This window comes from Psychrobacter frigidicola, assembly GCF_007997305.1.
In the GTDB taxonomy this organism is placed as follows: domain Bacteria; phylum Pseudomonadota; class Gammaproteobacteria; order Pseudomonadales; family Moraxellaceae; genus Psychrobacter; species Psychrobacter frigidicola.
Genome location: NZ_VORZ01000002.1, coordinates 588,169 through 608,624 on the forward strand (window position 1 = coordinate 588,169; position 20,456 = coordinate 608,624).

Annotated in this window: 16 protein-coding genes; 5 read left to right on the forward strand and 11 right to left on the reverse strand. The window is 41.8% G+C overall.

The genetic code is table 11. The annotated features are described in order from the left end of the window. Positions 1–205: 205 nt before the first annotated feature. On the reverse strand, positions 206–1,843 hold the full coding sequence (locus ES754_RS09070) for a carbon-nitrogen hydrolase family protein (RefSeq protein WP_147223846.1): 1,638 nt from the start codon (positions 1,841–1,843) through the stop codon (positions 206–208). A gap of 501 nt (positions 1,844–2,344) precedes the next feature. On the opposite strand from ES754_RS09070, the gene ES754_RS09075 reads away from it, so the two are divergent. Next, a complete protein-coding gene (locus ES754_RS09075) occupies positions 2,345–2,974 on the forward strand; it encodes a BLUF domain-containing protein (RefSeq protein ID WP_147223847.1) in 630 nt (209 codons plus the stop codon). Between the two features lie 150 nt (positions 2,975–3,124). Here the strand turns inward: ES754_RS09075 and ES754_RS09080 are convergent, their stop codons facing one another. Beyond that, complete coding sequence (locus ES754_RS09080) at positions 3,125–4,558, reverse strand: FAD-binding oxidoreductase (protein WP_147223848.1); 1,434 nt, start codon at positions 4,556–4,558, stop codon at positions 3,125–3,127. A gap of 235 nt (positions 4,559–4,793) precedes the next feature. On the opposite strand from ES754_RS09080, the gene serA reads away from it, so the two are divergent. After that, positions 4,794–6,020, forward strand: a complete 1,227-nt coding sequence (serA, locus tag ES754_RS09085) for a phosphoglycerate dehydrogenase (RefSeq protein WP_147223849.1) — start codon at positions 4,794–4,796, stop codon at positions 6,018–6,020. A gap of 523 nt (positions 6,021–6,543) precedes the next feature. Continuing rightward, entirely contained in the window at positions 6,544–6,969 is a 426-nt protein-coding gene (uraH, locus tag ES754_RS09090) for a hydroxyisourate hydrolase (RefSeq protein ID WP_201538813.1), read from the forward strand. 105 nt (positions 6,970–7,074) lie between these two features. On the opposite strand, the gene trhO is transcribed toward uraH, so the two are convergent. The 4 genes from trhO to metX all read right to left on the reverse strand — a co-directional run bounded on the left by trhO (position 7,075) and on the right by metX (position 11,347). Beyond that, a complete protein-coding gene (trhO, locus tag ES754_RS09095) occupies positions 7,075–8,160 on the reverse strand; it encodes an oxygen-dependent tRNA uridine(34) hydroxylase TrhO (protein ID WP_147223850.1) in 1,086 nt (361 codons plus the stop codon). Positions 8,161–8,520: 360 nt separating this feature from the next. Further along, the gene (locus ES754_RS09100) at positions 8,521–9,102 is read right to left on the reverse strand and encodes a tetratricopeptide repeat protein (protein ID WP_147223851.1); all 582 of its coding nucleotides are present in this window, start codon (positions 9,100–9,102) and stop codon (positions 8,521–8,523) included. Between the two features lie 332 nt (positions 9,103–9,434). Beyond that, positions 9,435–10,052 carry a methionine biosynthesis protein MetW gene (metW, locus tag ES754_RS09105; protein WP_147223852.1) on the reverse strand — a complete coding sequence of 206 codons (618 nt, stop codon included), beginning with the start codon at positions 10,050–10,052 and terminating at the stop codon, positions 9,435–9,437. Beyond that, a complete protein-coding gene (metX, locus tag ES754_RS09110) occupies positions 10,049–11,347 on the reverse strand; it encodes a homoserine O-acetyltransferase MetX (RefSeq protein ID WP_147223909.1) in 1,299 nt (432 codons plus the stop codon). The genes metW and metX overlap by 4 nt, the downstream gene beginning before the upstream one ends. A gap of 528 nt (positions 11,348–11,875) precedes the next feature. Here metX and hemH point away from each other — a divergent pair. Further along, entirely contained in the window at positions 11,876–12,895 is a 1,020-nt protein-coding gene (gene hemH, locus ES754_RS09115) for a ferrochelatase (protein ID WP_147223853.1), read from the forward strand. 120 nt (positions 12,896–13,015) lie between these two features. Here hemH and ES754_RS09120 read toward each other — a convergent pair whose 3' ends face one another. The 5 genes from ES754_RS09120 to ES754_RS09140 all read right to left on the reverse strand — a co-directional run bounded on the left by ES754_RS09120 (position 13,016) and on the right by ES754_RS09140 (position 19,096). Continuing rightward, positions 13,016–13,333, reverse strand: coding sequence for a hypothetical protein (locus tag ES754_RS09120; RefSeq protein ID WP_147223854.1), 318 nt, complete (start codon positions 13,331–13,333; stop codon positions 13,016–13,018). 230 nt (positions 13,334–13,563) lie between these two features. Further along, complete coding sequence (locus ES754_RS09125; protein WP_147223855.1) at positions 13,564–14,352, reverse strand: SDR family NAD(P)-dependent oxidoreductase; 789 nt, start codon at positions 14,350–14,352, stop codon at positions 13,564–13,566. A 376-nt stretch (positions 14,353–14,728) separates the two neighbouring features. Beyond that, positions 14,729–15,181, reverse strand: coding sequence for a hypothetical protein (locus ES754_RS09130; protein ID WP_227677910.1), 453 nt, complete (start codon positions 15,179–15,181; stop codon positions 14,729–14,731). 300 nt (positions 15,182–15,481) lie between these two features. After that, entirely contained in the window at positions 15,482–18,355 is a 2,874-nt protein-coding gene (gene polA / locus ES754_RS09135) for a DNA polymerase I (RefSeq protein ID WP_228267772.1), read from the reverse strand. Between the two features lie 321 nt (positions 18,356–18,676). After that, positions 18,677–19,096 (reverse strand): Ohr family peroxiredoxin, encoded by a 420-nt coding sequence (locus ES754_RS09140; protein WP_147223858.1) that lies wholly within the window; start codon positions 19,094–19,096, stop codon positions 18,677–18,679. Between the two features lie 317 nt (positions 19,097–19,413). On the opposite strand from ES754_RS09140, the gene ES754_RS09145 reads away from it, so the two are divergent. After that, on the forward strand, positions 19,414–20,340 hold the full coding sequence (locus ES754_RS09145; protein ID WP_147223859.1) for a hypothetical protein: 927 nt from the start codon (positions 19,414–19,416) through the stop codon (positions 20,338–20,340). Positions 20,341–20,456: the final 116 nt, after the last annotated feature.

Genomic DNA, 20,456 nt, shown 5'->3' on the forward strand with positions numbered 1-20,456 from the left:
TACGGTTTTTAGTATCATTACTCGCATTATCGATATTGGCTTTAGGATCACTCTCAATAGTCATAACATCTGCTTTTTTAAGGGTAAAGTGTTGGGTGAATCATTTTTTAGATAAAAATAAACGGCTGAATGGTCAGCCGTTTATTTTTTAAAATGTAAAGTTAAAGGTACTGTCTTATGATAAGTATGTGGTTAGTTTTTACCATTAAGACTTTTGAGCACGACCTTGTAGCGGGTCACCAGTGAGAACGCTACCCGTGTTTTCGCGGCGCTCTTCTCCAGTCAGTTTACTGGCTGAAATGGCGGCTTTTTTCTTCCATTTTAGACTAAATAAGTCATCGCGGCGGTCAATTAAGTTATGGACTGAGCCTTCATTACGCACATGAATAAGCTTATCTAAATCAACGTCCGAGAAGAATACCATTTCGGTATTCGCCGTAGTTTCTGCCATGATCGCATCATGCGGAAACGCAAAGTCGGATGGTGAGAAGATAGATGACTGGGCGTACTGAATATCAAGGCTCTCAACTTGCGGCAAGTTACCCACTGAGCCGCAAACCATGACATAACATTCATTTTCGATGGCGCGGGCTTGGGCACAAATACGCACACGCAAGTAGCCATTTTTAGTATCGGTCCAAAAGGGTACGAATAAAATATCCATGTCATCAAGCGCCATCAAGCGTGCTAGCTCTGGAAACTCGATATCGTAGCAGACTAGAATACCAATACGACCCGCATCGGTATCAAACACTTCAACTTTATCGCCACCTTCAATTACCCACGCACTGCGCTCATGCGGGGTAATGTGAATTTTGCGTTGTTCTTCGACTGTACCATCACGGCGACACAGATAGCTGACGTTATATAAGGTATCTTCTTCATCAAGTAACGGCATAGAACCACAAATAACGTTGACGTTATAAGTAACCGCTAAATGGGAAATCTCATTTTTAAACCATTCGGTATAACCTGCCAAAAAGCGGATAGCGATATTTTGGTCAGTTGATTCACATAGTCCCATTAATGGCGCATTAAAAAACTCAGGTAAACAGGCAAAATCTGAGTTGTAATCTGCCATAATGTCGACGAAGAACTCAACTTGTTGCAACAACTCTTCAGGCGATTCGACTTCACGCATCTGCCATTGAATTCCACCAATACGCACTTCAGATTTTCGGGTATTAGGCTTATAATCTTGCGGCTCGTAATAAATATTAGCCCACTCAAGTAAGGTAGCAAAGCCTTTAGATTGCTTGTCATCAGGTAGATAAGCCGTCAAGATACGTTTAACGATAAATCCATTAGACAGCTGAAATGATAACGCTGAGTCGTGAATTTCCTGTGATTCAACCGCATCAATATATTCGCCAGGTGTTAAATCCTTATGGTTATAATAATTAGGAATACGGCCACCAGCAAGAATAGCGCGGAAGTTCAGCTGTCGACACAGCTCTTTACGGGCATCATAGAGACGGCGTCCAAGACGGTAACCACGATATTCAGGGTCAATCAGCGCATCTAAGCCGTAAATAGCATCGCCTTTTGGATTGTCTCGGATGATCTCTTTTTGTCCAATTAAGTCATCATACGTATGCGGGTTAGAAAACTTGGTATAGTCAACGCGCATGGATAGCACGATGCCAATCAGTTGATCATGATCAAATAAGGCAATTTGCCCTTCTGGAAAAGCGTCAATTAAGGTGTTGATAGTCGTCTTTGACCATGAACCCCCTAAATTTGCATAGACACGGTCCATTAGAGATTTTAATTGCGGATAGTCTTTTTTCTTAATTTCAGCGATAGTAAGATGAAAGTCATCAATTTTTTCTACTTTACTCATAGTATTCCTGTTTTAGCGGTTGGCTGATCTGATGTTATTAAGAGCATTTTTACTAAATACATCAACACAGCTTTTTGTAGGGTCAAATTTTTGTAAAGGTGAACTGCATATAGAACAATACAGACGAAATATTATTAAAACTCTATAGTTAACAACGTCAGTAATTTCGTAACAGACTATTCCATAAACGCTTAAGTTTCAATCTTAAAAAGATATCAATGGCGTCACATTAAGGTTACAATATCCCAACGATTACAACAGTTTGCACTACTTATAAGCCTGATTTATATAAATATTCTAAGTGGTTTCCTGCGTCCGTTATGATAACAATCTTTGCCAATAATAAAAGTATAACGTAGTAACTGTTTGCTATGCTTTTGTGAGCTCTAACAACGTCATGTCAAAATTTTACCTATTTCTTTCATAAGGTTTAAACGTTTTACTCTCATTCCCTTATATTTCCACGTGCTGCTCATAGTGGCTGTTTAGGATTCTTGTTTTATGCCTTTAAGTCAGATTAATATGGTTAGTATTTTAGAAAAAATAGACGAATCAGCATTGATTCAGCTGGTATATGTCAGCAGTTTAACGTTGGCCGGACGTTTGAATACCGCCATATTTGAAGAAGTGGAAGGGCATGCGCGTGTTTATAATGAACAACATGGTATCACAGGTATTTTGTGCTACGGCAACGGTCATTTTTTACAGTGTATTGAAGGTAAAAAATCAAAAGTATTGGCGCTGCAACAAAGCATTTTTTCTGATACGCGCCATAAGAATGTTAAAGTATTATTACTGCAAGCCATCGACGAGCGTAGCTTTTTTGATTGGCGCATGCGTCTGCTGTTTTTAGAGCGCTGGCTATGGTCTCCGGCAACCAAACAGCAAGCCACACAGTTGTCACCGTTTTTACCCTTCAGTCCGCAAGGTTGGTCGCCTAATCGTACCGGACAGTTTTTGCAAATCATCAAAACCTTCGATACGCCGCCGCATATCAAAGCGGCAGGTATCACTTATAATGCGTTGGGTAATATGTTTCGTCATATAGCCGCTCCGCACCAAGCTTTTTTGATGGTGCAAGGATTTTTGTTAGTACTGATTATCGTGGCTGTGGCCATGCTATTTGTATAACCCATGCTATCTATATCAGTCATACTTAATTTTTATTGTTAGCGTCTATATTTCCGTATAACCATAATAGTATAAAGACAGCCCTACAAAAATAACGCCAAGTGTCAAAACTCAGCGTTATTTTTTTATTAAAAGTTTAAAAAGAACTTCCTACAAATCAAAAATCTTACCGCGATTCATAATATTATTGGGGTCAAAAACCTTTTTAATCTCTTTTAGATACTCAATCTCAAGTGGCGTACGGCTATAGTGCAAATACGGCTTTTTGGTCATGCCCACGCCATGTTCCGCGGATACTGAGCCACCATACTTTTGCACGGTTTCAAACACATACTGATTCACCACCTGACAGGCTGCAAAGAAGTCATCTTTGCTCATCGCTTCAGGTTTTAGAATGTTTAAATGTAAGTTGCCATCACCGATATGACCGAACCAACAAACCTCAAAATCAGGATAATTACTGCTCACAATATGGTCAATGTCGTCTATAAAATCAGGGACGTGGGTAATAAGCACCGACACATCATTTTTATAAGGGGTGAATACGGAGATGGTCTCAGAGATATATTCACGCAGTTTCCATAGCTCCTCAGCTTGCGCTATGCTTTGACTCATGACGCCATCGACCACCCAGCCTTGTTGCATACACTCTTCAAATATCGCCATCGCCTTATCCATAATCGGCTCATAAGGCGCTTCAAACTCCAGCAAGGTATAGAATTTGGTACGTGTTTCGAACGGCTCTTGCACTTGTCCATGCGTCATTAACTTATCAATCGCTACACTATCAAAAAATTCAAAGGCGGTGAGGTCAATCTTGTTTTGAAATGCGGATAAGACATTCATGACATCACTGAAGTTGTCCATACCCAATACCATCACGGTCAAGGCTTGCGGCAACCGCTCAAGTTTAATCTGTGCATGCGTGACGAGACCAAGGGTACCTTCACTACCAATGAATAACTGGCGCAAGTCATAACCCGTGGCATTTTTAACCATACCACGATTGAGATGCAAAATATCTCCTTTACCAGTGACGACTGTCAGCCCCATAATCCATTGGCGGGTCATGCCATAGCGAATGACCTTGATGCCGCCCGCATTAGTGCCAATATTACCGCCCATTTGGCTAGAGCCTGCGGATGCAAAGTCGACCGGGTAATATAAGTCTTTAGATTCTGCAAACTGTTGCAGCTGCTGAGTCACCACACCAGCCTCGATCTCTATAAGACGATCCGCTGGATAAAAAGTACCAATATGATTCATTTTATCCATACTAACGACAATTTCACCGTTGGCAGCTACCGCCCCCGCTGATAATCCTGTACGCCCGCCACTTGGGGTTAGCACCACATTGTGCTCATTTGCCAGTAGCACCACCGCTTGTACTTGCTCAGTAGTTTTGGGAAATACAATTGCCGACGCGGCGGGTGCAAAGTGTTTTGTCCAGTCCTTGCCCCAGTGCTCTAAACTTGCAGCATCAGTTTTGATCTGCGAGCTATCAAAGTAATGAGCGTCAATAAGTGTGCTTAAGATTGTTTGGACGGCGACACTGTAATCATTTGCCATAGTAGATTCAGTCATGATGGTCTCAGATAGTAAACGTAATACGATACAGTAGTTTAACGTGAATAATAGGCTATCGCTAGCTTATATCTGCTAGGGTAGTGAGACAGTTTGTCTTATCATAGTATGAAATAGTAACTATTTATTTAAAGGAATCTTCTGCATTAGGACTTAATAGTGTGTAAGATAAAGAAATTATCTTCGTTTTATTCATCGCAGACTATTTATAAAATAGTTATAGGACAGGTCTCCCATGGCACTATCGTTACAAAAAGACAAAATCCGGTTTTTACTGCTTGAAGGTCTGCATGAAAATGCCTTGAAAGTATTGCAAAAGGCGGGCTATAAAAATATCGAATCCCTCAGCCACGCGTTGGATCAAGAGGAGTTGATAGAAAAAATCAAAGATGCTCACTTTGTCGGTATCCGTTCGCGCACGCAGTTGACCCGCGAAGTGCTTGAGCACGCAGATAAGCTGATTGGGATTGGTTGCTTTTGTATTGGTACCAATCAGGTTGATTTAGAAGCGGCTCGTGAGCTAGGTATCCCAGTTTTTAACGCCCCTTATTCTAATACGCGCTCTGTGGCCGAGCTGGTGTTGGCAGAAGCCATTATGCTCTATCGCGGCATTCCTGAAAAGAACGCTACTGTCCATCGCGGTGGTTGGGGTAAGTCTGCCAAAGACTCACATGAAGTTCGCGGTAAGACTATCGGTATCGTCGGCTACGGATCTATCGGCTCACAGCTATCCGTATTGGCAGAAAGCTTCGGTATGAGAGTTATTTATCATGACGTCGTAACCAAACTGCCCCTCGGCAATGCGCATCAAGTCAGCAATTTACAGGAGTTATTGAATACAGCTGATATCGTAAGCCTGCATGTCCCTGATGAACCCAGCACGCGTTATATGATGAAAGCGGAGCAGTTCGCACAAATGAAAGAGGGCAGCTACTTTATTAATGCCGCGCGCGGTACCTGTGTTGAGATTGATGATTTGGCGGCGGCGCTTGAGTCTGGTAGAGTGTTGGGCGCTGCTATTGATGTATTCCCAAAAGAGCCGAAGTCTGCGGATGAAGAGTTTGAATCACCCTTACGTAAGTTTGATAATGTGATTTTGACCCCGCATATTGGTGGTTCAACCCAAGAAGCGCAGGCAAATATTGGCTTAGAAGTCGCAGAAAAATTCGTACGTTATTCTGATCAAGGCGATACCGTCACAGCGGTAAACTTCCCTGAGATTTCCATTCCGTATAAAGAAGGCACCCATCGTCTGTTGCATATCCATCACAACGTTCCTGGAGTTTTGTCACAGATTAACCGCTTATTCGCTGATGCTCACATCAACATCTTAGCGCAAAGTTTAATGACGGAAGGCAGCGTCGGCTACTTAATGATGGATGTAGATTACCATGATTCACGTGCCGCTCTTGACCAGCTAAAAGACGTGGCAGAAACCATTCGTATCCGTGTTCTATATTAATAGTAGACTTTATAGCTTAAGGATTATTTATCCTTAAGCTATGTAGAGTAAGCTGACCACGACATCAATAGCAGACGATTTTTATTATTGTCTGCTATTTTTTATCATTTACTCAGAGCTGAGAGGGTTGTGACTACATCCTATATACATTCGATTGTATAAGTTAACATAATCTTTATAATACGGTTAATAGGAAAAGGTATACTAAATAAAAGTATTTGTTGTTGAATGAATTATTTATCAGCACTTAATTCTACCCATTACCCTATGTTTAAATCATAGCTACTTTCTTTAACGTAATGTTTTTGAAGGTGATAGGTAATACAGAATACTTATTTAATCGTATAATTACCAAGAACGGCAACAAAGACTTAATCTTCACACATTAGCTATATATTGGTTTTACTGATGATGGTTTTATAATATACGAATCATTTGACGATAAAAACTGTGTAGAATATATAAACAGAACTAGTGTGTTAGTAACCGAAATTAATAACTGAACCAATCTAAAGGACGCTTTATGAAAATGAATATAATGAAAGCAGCTGCACTTGGTGGCGTATTGGCCCTGACTGCTACTGCTGGTTACGCGGCTGACCAAAGCGCTTATCAATTATCAAGTCATATCCTAGATATCAGCACTGGTAAACCAGCGGCGAATGTCGATGTGCGTCTAATGAAGCAAGTTAATGGTAACTGGAAACTTTTGGATACTCAAAAAACGGGTACTGATGGTCGTATTGGTGAGTTTTTACCGAACCAAGGCAACATTGATAACGCTGGTACTTACAAGCTTATCTTTGAAACTTCTCCCTATTTCTCTACTCAAGGTGTAGAAACATTCTACCCATACGTAGAAGTGAACTTCAAAGTTGAAGGCGATAAGCATTATCATGTGCCAATCACTTTATCAGCATATGGTTACAGCACTTACCGTGGTAGCTAAGCTTAGCTAAAAAATATAATAGTAAGTTTTAGAATGAAAAAAGAGATGCTAAGTTGAGTATCTCTTTTTTTGTGGTAGATAGTTTTACAAGTAGCAATTGTAAGCTTAATTTGCTTTGGCTTTATTAGCGGCATCCGCTTGACGACGTGCTTCACTCTTAGCGGCTTTGCGTTTTTCCATCACGTCCATCACATCGCTACCGATATGCGCTTCGCCACGTTTTTTGGCCAGCTGCATTTGGTGCTCACGCTCACGAAAACGCGATTTTTGCTCATTGGTCGCTTTAGCAATGCAATGCGGGCAAGACTCACCTTTTATATAAGCGGAGCTTTGCATGTCAGTGGCTGTGATGGGCATACGGCAAGCAAAGCACTGCTCATACTCGCCTTTTTCTAAATTATGATTGACCGACACACGATTATCAAATACGAAGCAATCGCCTTCCCATAGGGATTCAGTAGCAGGGATTTCTTCTAGGTATTTTAAGATACCACCTTCTAAATGATAGACCTCATCAAAGCCTTGCTGGCGCATAAAAGCGGTTGATTTTTCACAGCGAATACCACCGGTACAGAACATCGCTACTTTTTTATGTTTGCCCGGGTCGAGCTCTTTTGCCACGTAGTCGGGGAACTCCCGAAAGGTCTCAGTCTGCGGATTGACCGCATTTTTGAACGTGCCAATTTGCACTTCATAATCATTACGGGTATCGATTAGGATAACGTCAGGGTCAGAGATCAGCGTATTCCAGTCGGCAGGTTTGACATAGCGGCCAACCGACTGTAATGGGTCAATATTCTCCACGCCCATGGTGACGATTTCTTTTTTAAGCTTCACCTTTGTGCGATAAAAGGGCTGCTCGCTGGTATAAGATTCTTTAAACGCAAAATTACCAATGGCGTCAATAGTACGTAGGTAATCAAGGACGTTATCAATACCGCAGCGCGTGCCAGAAATCGTGCCGTTAATGCCTTCAGCAGCAATGAGTAAGGTGCCTTTAACTTCATTATCAAGCAGAGTATTCAACATCGGCTCACGATACTGCTCAAAGTCAGCAAAGCGCGTGAACTTATATAAAGCAGCAACCACGATATTATTGGTTGCGCTATCGTATTCGGTGGCATGGCTTGTTGGTTGCGTTTGGGCTTCGGTGGTGGCTGCGTTAGCTGTATTTGCTTGAGGGTTATTCATTTTTCTCTCCTGCTAGCTAGGTCGTAAACCTAGTGCAATTATTAATTGATTTAAAATTTTGATAATAACATTGGCACAATTGTGGATATCATTAAATACTGGCGCAGTGTAGCAAATTTTGGGTAGTTTTTGAATGTTTTCTGGATTCAATAGCGTAGATAAGTAGAGCACAGATAGAGTCTACCGGCAGCGAGATTAATTAGATGGTCTATGCCTTATACGACCTAACTGCTGATGAGATTGTCATTATCGAAGCCAGTTAGTAGTTAATATTGAACATTAGTTTATTTAATATCTAAACCTAAAAAACCCAGCAATGGGCTGGGTTTTTTATTAGCATAAGCATACTTAAGCTATGATTTATTTATTCTGGAACCAGCGATCGGCTTGGGTACGAGCGCTGACGATATCGGAGTTTGATAAGTTAAGCGCCAACTGACCAATTTTACCGCGGGCTTTGCTACGTACTTTATCATCTAACATGCCATCACGGGCCGCTAAATCATACCATTTATAGGCGTCAACTAGATTTCTTTGCTTTTCATCGAGCAAGGCTAGGGTATAGCTAGCACGGTTATCACCGCGCATGGCCGCTTTTTCTAACCAGCCGCGTGCTTGCTGTAAGTTTGGCTGTACGCCTTCACCGCGTAGATACATAATACCGAGATTCAACTGGGCCGGGGCAACGCCTTGTTCTGCTGCGCGGGTGTACCACTGGATGGCTTTCTGCGTGTCTTGAGCGATGCCTTGACCTTTTTGCAGGCGTTTGGCCAAGTAAAACTGCGCGTGATCGTTGCCTTGATTGGCACGAGCGGACAGCTCACTGACATTCATAATCTCAAAGCGCGAGGTATCCAGTGGCACGTTCGCTACCAAGTCAGCATTAGCCAGACCGGCATAAGAAAAAATGGCAGTGAACAATGCGGCTTTTAACAATTTCATAGCGGCTCCAAAATTAGTCAGTGAATGAACAATAAATAAAGTTAAGCCGTTAAAAGAATATTTAAACGACATAAACAATCAAATTGAATCTTATAGCATAAACTTACCTACTCATTAGCCGCGCTAAGACGCTAGAATCTGCCTAAATCAATAGATAAGTGGTAAAAAATAGTTATGCGATTAACATTATTTTGCTAGCTTAACACCCAAACTTACCAAACTCAAATACTAATTACTTACTTTAACACCAACTTACTGGCTATAGTATGTAATAAAATCATATAGTTACTTAACTGTAAGAAGTTTGACACAATTTGTTAGGCACAAAAAGCTTATTCAGTTGCGCGTTTAGTCACGCGATAGATGGCGACATCTGCGAGCAGATTAGGTACTTTGCGTATCAACGTAGTCATGAGCGCTGAGTGTCCTTTATCCGAGTCGCTCACGGCAAAGCGATTGATAATACGTATATCATGCCGCGCGCACAATTCCTCAAAGTCCTTAAAGGTACACAGATGTATATTAGGGGTGTTGTACCATTCGTAAGGCAGCGCTTCTGAGACGGGCATCATACCTTTTAGTCCCAAATGTAGGCGGTTTTGCCAATGAGCAAAGTTAGGAAAGGTAATCACAGCTTCTCGCGCAACCCGTAACATATCGAGCAGTAAGGTATCGGGTGATTTGACCGCTTGTAAGGCGCGCGCCATCACGACAGTATCAAAACTATTGTCCGCAAAGCGTCCAAGGCCGTCATTGAGGTCTTGCTCAATAATAGACAAACCATTGCCAATGGCTTCGTTAATCTTCTCCTCATCAATCTCTAACCCATAACCGCTGACGCCCAGTTTTTGTTGCAAATGCGCGAGTAGCTCGCCATTACCACAGCCTAAATCGAGCACATGCGAGCGTGGCGCAATCCAACGCTCGGCCAACTGATGATCCATTCTCACAAGCGTTCTCCTGTTGCTGCCGTATTTTTTTCTGGGTGGCTAGCGGTCATAAATGGGGCCGTTAAGAAACCGTTGACCGCGCCCATATAGCGTGGAATATCAAATAAAAACGAATCATGACCGTGCGGCGCATCGACATTTATGTAGCTGACTGGTTTGCCCGCTGCCATAAGGGCATCGACGATTTCTTGTGAGCGCTCAGGTGCAAAGCGCCAATCGGTGGTAAAAGACACTACTAAATATTGACATTGGGTATGCGCAAATGTTGCCTTCAACTCATTATGAGCATGCTCATTGTCTGTATCTTTATCGAAACTACCATTGGTGGCTATCATGTCATTACGAGAATTAGCAGAATCTTTATGTTTAAAGGTCTGGTCAGACTCAAGTTCTAAAGCTTCAAGTTCTAACGCACCGTCACGAGTAGGATCAAAATAATCTAAAGCTTTGGTCATTAATAAATACGTATTGGCATCGAAGTTTTCGCTAAAGCGTTCGCCTTGATAACGTAAGTAACTCTCAACCTGAAACTCAACGTCATAGCCATACATGAATTTGCCAGATTTCAGATCGCGACCAAATTTCGCTTTCATTGCATCGTCAGTGAGATAGGTGATGTGTCCCACCATTCTCGCTAATATTAAGCCGCGCCGCGGATAAGTACCGGCTTGTAAATAACGTCCCTCTTTAAAGTCAGGATCAGAGATAATCGATTGCCGCGCCACTTCATTAAAGGCAATGTTTTGTGCTGATAGCTTGGGCGTACTGGCAATGACTACGCAGCGTTTAATCCGGCTTGGATAATCAACCGACCATTGTAGCGCCTGCATACCACCCATAGAACCGCCAACAATAGCATGCCAAACCTCAATACCTAAGCGGTCTGAGAGCATGGCTTGGGTCTTGACCCAATCTTTAATCGTGACCAGCGGAAAGTCAGGGCCATAGGCACGCGCTTCACCATTATTCGCTATGCTATTAGGGTTAATGGTTGTTGGGCCTGTAGAGCCAAAACAGCTGCCAATATTATTGACACAAACAACAAAAAATTGATTGGTATTGATGGCCTTGTTTGGGCCAATCATATTGTCCCACCAGCCGATTTTTTTATCATCCTCCTTATAGAAACCTGCCGCATGGTGACTGCCGGATAAAGCGTGGCAAATTAAGATAGCGTTTGACTTTTCTTCATTTAAAGTGCCATAAGTTTCTACCACTAAATCAAATGAAGGTAGGGTGCGATTACACTCTAAAGTCAAAGGTTCTGTAAAGTGAAAGGTTTGGGGTGTGACCATTCCGACTGAGCCCACTGAACTAAGTTGATGGGCATCTAAATCTGGGTGGGATGGGTCACTGGTAATATCAGGACGTGCTCTCAAAGCTACCTCGCAAGACGACAGTCATCAATAAAATAAAGCAGTATGGCAAGATACCAATACGCTATGCTTGCCTATTGTATGGCGATGCGCGTATGAGCACAACCTTGGTGCAGGGACTTTATTTCAATGGCATCATGAATTAAGTGTTTAAGTTGGCTTCCAATTTTTTCAACTTCGTATTAAATTGTATGAGCATTAGTTTTGCGATGCGTTTGTAGTGAATAAAATGCTACACTAAGCGAGCTTTAGGGCAGGATATTTTAGTTAGCGTTTTTTAACTTTATTTAAGCATTGTGAACAGAGACTTAATAATCAGTTGTTTAATAAACAGCCGCTTATAGTCTAGTGATTAACAAACAGTTATTTAACGATTTAATCTATCCTTGCTACTGAAATCTGCTGTAACCTTTAGTTATCCCATAATCCTTTATAAAATGTGCCGCTATGAAACCTGAACAGCCTCCGCGTATTGCCGTCTTATTAATCAACCTTGGTACACCCGATGAGCCGACCGCGCCTGCGGTGCGTCGCTATCTGCGTCAGTTTTTATCAGATACGCGAGTCATTGAGATTCCTAAGTTTTTATGGGCAATTATTCTCAATTTATTTGTTTTAACCACGCGGCCAAAACGCGTAGCAGAAGCTTACGCCAGCATTTGGGATGGCGACTCGCCGATGCGCAATATCATTAATCGCCAAGTCGAGATGCTCGAGCCAAAATTGAGTGAAGTTGCTTCACCGTTTCGCGTGTCTGTCCATTCGGCGATGAGCTATGGTAATCCAGGTCTGCCGGACGTCTTGAACCAACTACGTAGCGAGGGCGTTGACCATTTTGTCATGTTGCCGTTATTTCCGCAGTATTCAGCAACCTCAACCGGTGCGGTTTATGACGCTATTACCAAATGGTCGCTTAAGCAGCGTAACTTACCCAATATGACGATAGTCAAAGATTACTTTGCCCATCCGCTTTATATCAAGGCCTTGGCCGATAGTATTCGCCGTTTTCAGGCCGAGCACGGTAAGCCTGAAAAGCTCATGTTCAGTTTCCACGGTATTCCGCAGCCGTATATGGACAAAGGCGACCCGTACCCTAGACGCTGCAAATGTACCGCTGCGCAAGTGGCACACGCCTTAGGATTGGGTGAAGATGAATGGATTATTAGCTTCCAGTCGCGCTTTGGTAAGCAAGAGTGGGTCAAGCCCTATACCGATGTGGTATTGGAAGATTGGGGTAAATCTGGGGTCAAGTCCGTACAAATTATTAGCCCTGCGTTTTCAGCGGACTGCCTTGAAACGTTAGAAGAGTTGGCCATTGAAAACCGTGAGACATTCCTTCATGCGGGCGGACAAGAGTATCATTATATTCCATGCTTAAATACCGATGAGGCGCACGTAGAATTGATAGAAGCATTGGCTGCTCCATTGGTTAAAGGGTGGGCAGGCACGCTTGATGGTTGGGTTTAAGCATTGACTCTATATAAAAAATATAAGTTAACGAATTAACCATTAAAAAAGCACGATTATGATAAGTAATCGTGCTTTTTTAATGGTCTCTATTATCATTAAAAGTGAATGTAAGCGCTTCTATAAATCATCGTTATTGCTATATCCAGCGGCGTCTTTATCTGCGATATCAACAATATTAGGATAGTCGCTGTCATCTAAATTGTCTTGTACCAAGACGTCATCAATACGAGATTCATCGATATTCTGGCGATGGATGGGAGTCAGACCTTGAGTGGCATCACTGCCTACTTGCGAGTTACTAAATCCTGCACTGTCATCGAGCGTCTCATCACTATCAATCACATGTAGCATCGGATTGTCTAAGTCAACCTGTTGATTGTCGTCACCGTCAATACGATCCATCTCTTCAGGTAAAGGGGTTTTTGAATTGTTCATGATAACTTCCTTAAAATTGGTAGTAATAAACTAGTATTAATAAATATGGATACCAGTTTGCCTTGTTATGGTTGTTGCCACTAGTAGTAAGCTGTCACAGCATGTTCAAAAAATGTAAGAGAATGATAAATTCTTAAAATTAACATAAAAAAACGGCTACTAATATTAGGTAGCCGTCTACGTTTCTTCAAATTACTTTTAATCTGACAGTTTAGGCATGACTGGGGTGGTTACTTCGTACCAATTTTGCTATTAATAAAGCGCATGAGTGGATCAGGAGATACTTGTGATAACTTATGCAAGACTTTTGCTGGCATCCCTATAGGATAATGGGTGCGCGATATCTTACGGTTTGGGCTACTGCTCAGTTTACACAATTTTTTAGCCACATCATCAACGGTTAGATTAATACCAAGACGATTAATACTAGTGACATTAATATCTTTGGTCATATCAGACTTGACCCATAATGGCATGACGTCGATAACCTTAATGCCACGCTCAGCGTACTCAATATTTAGCCCTTCTGTTAAGCCGCGTACAAAGAACTTACTGGCAGCATAAGGCGCCACTTCAGACTGGCCATAAATAGCAGAGGCTGACGATAGATTGATAATTTTACCGTTTTTGCTATCGGCTAGATAAGGGGCTAGCTTATGACAGCCAATCAGCACACCCTTACAATTGATATCAATTAAGGACAATTGCTTATCCAAATCGGTGGTTGGTAGTGCGCCACTGACTAAGATACCGGCGTTATTAATCAGTACATCAATGCCACCAAGTTTATCATCCATATGCTCAATAGCCGTGTCCCATGACTCGGGGTCAGTCACATCGAGGTGGCCATGGACAATACGCTTATTCTTTAGGGCTTTTTTAAATGCTTTGTCATTAAGCACGTGCTCAATCTCGTCGGTGTCAATATCAAAGATACCAACACTATGTCCTTTTGCTAGCAAGCGCTTGGCTGTTGCTAGACCGATACCGCGTGATGCGCCAGTGATTAATACATTCATGATGACTTCCTTAATAGTTATAATTGGCTTACGAGGTTATATTGGGGTAGTGCTATATAGCAATATCTAGTTCTAATTTTAACTGCTACTAGTTCTAATTTTAACTGCTACTAGTTCTAATTTTAACTGCTACTAGTTCTAATTTTAACTGCTACTAGTTCTAATTTTAACTGCTAATAGGGCTGACTAAATTTAAGTATAGCAAATTATTAATAACAGGTTGCTAATAAGAAGGAGGCAATGGGTGAGCAAACCATGGGCTTCAGTTTGCTCACCTGATGGAAGCGGAAATAAAGAATAGGACGATGATAGAAGTTCAGAGAATTATTTGTTAGGTAGGCAGGCGCTAAAAATTCAGAAGTTAAAAAGCCACTTGCTACTCCGCCTTCAACTCAACACCTAACTTATAAGTTAATTGCGCTTCAAAATATGCCAGGTTAAATACCCACAGATAAATTAAGGCGATACTATAAATAATATCCTCACTTATCTCTTCAACCATCCCGCCTAAAGTCTCAGGAAAGACAATAGCGTTCTCTCCCATATATTGTATCAACGCCAATACAGCCACGCCAATATATAGTGATAACGCTGTATTTTTTAATACGGCCCAAAAATAACGCCATGAATAAATCAGTAAACTGATAGCAATAACATAAATTCCCAAAAGTACACTGTCTTCCCACCAATCATAAGACTGACTCAAAAATATAAAGTCGCTCGGAACTAATGTGTCAGATAGATAACTCAACTCACGGCGCATAACCGTAAAAAACACTAAAACGGATGCCAGCCAAAAATAAGTGCCTTGTTTGACACGACTTTGCACAGCGTACTGCGCACAACGCAGCAGGCATAAGGTTAAAATAATAATACTGGCATTTTCTACAATGCCATTTTCAGTAAAAATAGTCTCCTCCTAAGGCTTACGTGATATCCCTAAAGGGACATTATCAGGCGCTCTGTCAAAGACGCAGGTGACTCTCAAACTCATTTTAATAAAACATGAAAAGTGAGCACAATGGCTCACTTTGCGTAATAAGTAACGGTAATGAAGTTTATAAAAGTCTAGTTTAATGGCCTTCTACTAGTGCGTTAACTCTATACCTCTATTGTTAACGCATTAATGCTAATGCGCTTCATCCCAATTGCTACCGATATCCGTCTCAACCAATAGCGGCACGGCAAAGTCGACTTGCCAGCCGCTAGCTGCTGCAGTTGTCGATAACACCTCTTGCATGGCGTCTTTAATCAGCTGACTGATCTCTTCAGCGTGATCGCTATCGACCTCAAATACCAATTCATCATGGACTTGTAGTAGCATTTTTGCCTGCGCTTTAGGCAGCACTTTATCGACGGCAATCATAGCAAGTTTAATGATATCTGCGGCTGAGCCCTGCAGTGGCGCATTAATGGCAGCGCGTTCAGCGGCTTGCTTGACCATCCGATTGCTATTATTGATATCGGGTGTATAAAGCTTGCGGCCCAATATGGTCTCGATATAGCCTTTATCATAGGCGCTGGCACGGGTATTTATCATATATTCTTTCACGCTTGGGTAGCGATTAAAATACATATCGATATAGTCTTGTGCCTCTCCGCGACTCATCTGTAATTGTTTGGCAAGCCCAAAGGCACTCATGCCATATAATAGCCCGAAGTTAATGGCTTTGGCATTACGGCGCTCGGTAGGGGTGACCTCTTCAACGGTTTTGCCCAATACTTCAGCAGCAGTGGCCGTATGAATATCTAGTCCTTCATTAAAGGCGCGGGTTAGGTTTTTATCACCAGAAAAATGCGCCATTAAACGCAGCTCAATCTGTGAATAATCCGCTGCCAATATAACGCGACCTTCTGGAGCAATAAAAGCTTGGCGAATCAGACGACCCGTTGCGGTACGAATAGGAATATTTTGCAGATTGGGATCAGTGGATGACAGTCTGCCGGTACTGGTTAGCGCTTGATGATAGCTGGTATGCACGCGATTGGTCTCAGGGTCTGCGACATTATCAAGCGCATCCGTATACGTGTTCTTAAGCTTCGCTAAGCTGCGATATTCCAAGACGATATCGGCCAGTGGATGGTCAATTTTGGACAATACCGCTTCGCCCGTTGAATACTGGCCAGTCTTAGTTTTTTTACCACCGATGACGCCTAATTTATCAAACAGCATTTCGCCCAACTGCTTAGGGGAGCCGACATTAAACTCTTCGCCTGCGACCTCATAAGCACGTTGTTCAAGGGCGATGATTTCTTCATCAAAGCGTTTTGAGAGCTCGTTTAAAAATGGACGCTTGATTAAAATACCGTGGGCTTCCATTTGACAGAGAATCTCAGCCGTTGGAATCTCGAGTTCATGCAGCAATTTCTGATTGTTCTCATCGTCAGCCATTTTTGCACTAAAGATATCGAACAACTGATAGGTAGTATCAGCATCTTCACAAGCATAGTCACTGGCAATATCAATTGCAACTTGATCAAAACTGACTTGCTTAGCGCCTTTACCGGCGACATCTTCAAAAGTAATGGTCTGTGTTTGCAAGTAGTGCCGCGCCAAATCGTCCATACCGTGACGGGTAATCGCTGCATTAATCACGTAGCTGGCAAGCATGGTATCCATCGCCCAGTTATTAGGCTTATCATGAATGTTGCCTAATAAGTCAATATCGTGACGGTTCAAAATATGGGCATCATACTTGAGATGTTGACCAATTTTACCTATATTTGCATTTTCTAATATGGGTTTAAGACGTGCTAAGACAGTGTCGCGGTCAAGCTGCTTAGCTGTGAGCCCATCACCTTCTAAGTTGTGAGTCAGCGGAATATAATAAGCTTCGTGCGCTTGCGTCGCAAAAGACAATCCAACCAATTCAGCCTGACGCCAATAGACGCTAGTGGTCTCGGTATCAATAACAAAATGTGGTGCGTTCTCCAGCTGCTCCACTAAGCTATCAAACGCAGGCATATCTAAAATGGTATGCCACGCTTTATCATGATTTTTGCTGTTTTTAATATTATCAATTTTGGTGGATTGCAGTGATTTTGCGATTTGGGCCTGTGATTCTGCGTTTGCTTGACTGTCAGCAACACTTTGAACCCCTTGACCATTCGCTGGGTGATTGGGATGATCGAGAGACGCCAGCTCATTTTTAAACTCAAGCTCACTGTATAAGCTGCGTAGCTCATTAATATAGGCGCAAGGATCGGTATTAATCTTAAGATCTTGCCAGTCGTGTCCAATATCCAAATCGGTAACAATAGTAGCCAATTGCGCATTCAACGGAATCTCATCGGCGTGTTCAATTAGGCCTTTTGATCCGCGCCCTTTGATATCTGCGATATTGTCCAAGATGCTAGCAATATTGCCATATTTGTTTAGTAAGTCTTGAGCCGTTTTTTTACCAATGCCAGGCACGCCTTTAATGCCATCAGACGAGTCGCCCATTAAAGTTAAAAAATCAATCATTTGCTCAGGCTTAATGCCAAATTTATCAACAACCCCTTGGCTATCAGTAATCTTTCCTGTGAAGCTATCTTCTAATATGACGCAGTCATTGACCAGCTGCGCCATGTCTTTATCACCAGTCGAGATCACCACATGATGACCTTCGGCAACCGCACGATAAGCAAGCGTGCCAATGATATCATCAGCCTCTGCTCCTTCAATACGCAATAGGGGAATGCCTAAGGCTTTTACTAAATGGTGCAGATAAGGAATTTGTTGCGACAGTTCAATATCCATCGGCGGACGTGCTGCTTTATAATCAGTCGATAAATGATGACGAAAAGTAGGGGATTTAGTGTCAAAACAGACCGCCATATGGGTCGGATGGTAACGGCGCATGAGCTTTAATAGCGCATTTAACGTGCCCCGAATGGCATTGGTATGCTGCCCTTTAGTGGTCAACATTTTGGGCAGGGCATGATAGGTACGAAACAGATAGTAAGAGCCGTCAACTAAGATAAATGGTGGCTTGTCTTTATCCACATGGCTGGTATCCATGGTCGCCACATTAGTCATGGTATCAAAGCTGGGTAGCGTAGCAGGGTCAATCGGCAGGTGCGAGTTGTGGTCATTAGCAGTCATAAAAGTCACTTAGCAGGTATTAGATAACGGTTATCAAACGATAAGTATCAAACAATCCATATCGAATAAAAAGGCATCCTTATTATAACGATAAAAAACGAACGTGCCGAACTTCTCAACCGTTACGATGTGTACGCCCATAAAAAAAGAACCCAGACAAGGCTGGATTCTATGATTGAGTACTTATGTTTAATGCCATTATTCTAGATTAATAATGACTAAAGCCTTATTTTGCTTTTAAGCTGACTTCACTTCTGAAGTCACTTCACTATCGATATTACCGTGAGTCGCCTTAGAATAAGGGCAGACGGTATTGGCTTTTTCGACCAGTTTTTGAAACTCATCTGCCGTGAGGTCTGTATTTTCAGCAGTCACATGAATTTTTACCGCTAATTTAAAATCTAGACCATCACCTTTCATTAAATCTACTGCTACTTCAGTGGTAGAGTCAAATTTTGCTTTTTCTTCGCTTTTGACTGCAGCAAGTGCGCCATCAAAGCAAGCCGCATAGCCCATCGCAAACAGCTGTTCTGGGTTATTACCGTCTTTGCCAGAACCGGGTGCAACCATATTAATCGTCAGATCACTGTCTTGCAGGCTAGCATTGCCGGTACGACCACCGGTAACAGAGGCTTTAGTAGAATATAATGTTTTCATAATACGTCCTTTTATATGAATAATTTTATAGTAAATCTTTGATTGTTTTGAATAGCCTACTTAGCATAACAAATAATAGAGTCTGCTCTAGATGGCGGTGGTAAAGGTCTGCTATGTATTTGTAAGCAAACCTTATAAATACTTAGCAGGTTTTAATAAGTTACTTAAAGGTAAAACATGCTTGATATATCAGTCATAGCAACACTAGTGTAAGATAACCACAAAGCCCTATGAGTAACGCTTCATAAAGAACGGCGTATAGCCAATGGCTTATAAACATAATTAACAAAACATCTTATTAATAGGGATGCCTTCCGATGAAAAAAATAAATAAACGCTTACTTGCGCCACTCAGTCTCGCCTTACTGACAATGACACTTGTTGGCTGCGGTGATGGTGAAGATGCCATTTTTGGTTCAAGCGGTAGTAGCAATAATGAGTTTACGGTTAGCAGTTTTGATAAAGGTATTGACCGTCAAACCAATAGAGAAGCGGTGGTGCGTATCGATAGTAGATACCGCACCGGTGAGCGTAATATTAAATCAACTAATATCGTCGGTAATTATAACAATCAAAATATTGATGATTTAGAATCCTCTATAGTATTGGGAGTTCAGTTTGAAGGGACACTTGAGGACAAAAATATTGAAGTGAATAACCGTACGGTTAAGCGCCCTATTTACGAAAAAAACAGCAGTAAGTCGTTTAATTATGAGACGACTTATAGAACGCTTTCTTTATCAGGCATCAATGCACGCGACTATATTCCTAGCAATAATTTCGGTAGCAGTCGCGGCATTCTTACCGATTTGAATAATTATCCCAAAATACCCAACACTTTTAGCTTCCCTGCTGGTTCAGTTTGCTACATTCCAGTAACGACCAGCGACCGCTCTTTTTTTACTTTTAATACTAAAAATAAAACAAGCTACAGAGCACTTGATGAGTGGACTCTGAACGCAGTAAAACGCTTCAGTGATAATCGGCCATCTCGTACTACTAATTTCAATGTCGGCTCGGGGAATAAACAACAAGCAGCACAGGTTAAGTTTTTTGCCGTCAATAATGATCCAGAGTATTTATCTAATGGTATAGATTACGATGGTAGTATTTATGATGCTAATTTTATTGATAAAGACAAGCCTCGTCCTAACGAGAGTAGTAGTAGGGGTGTGGTTGATTGCACCTTAGTCAACGATGTGGCGGCTAATTTTCTAGAGGCGCAAATCAAACGTTATTATTAGTAGTGATTGTTAATATAGATATTCTGCATTTCAAACAGAAGGCAATAAAGAGTAGCAAGAATACTCCTTTACTGCCTTTTTTATTGGGTAAAATTTTTCTCATATGTGATGGTCAT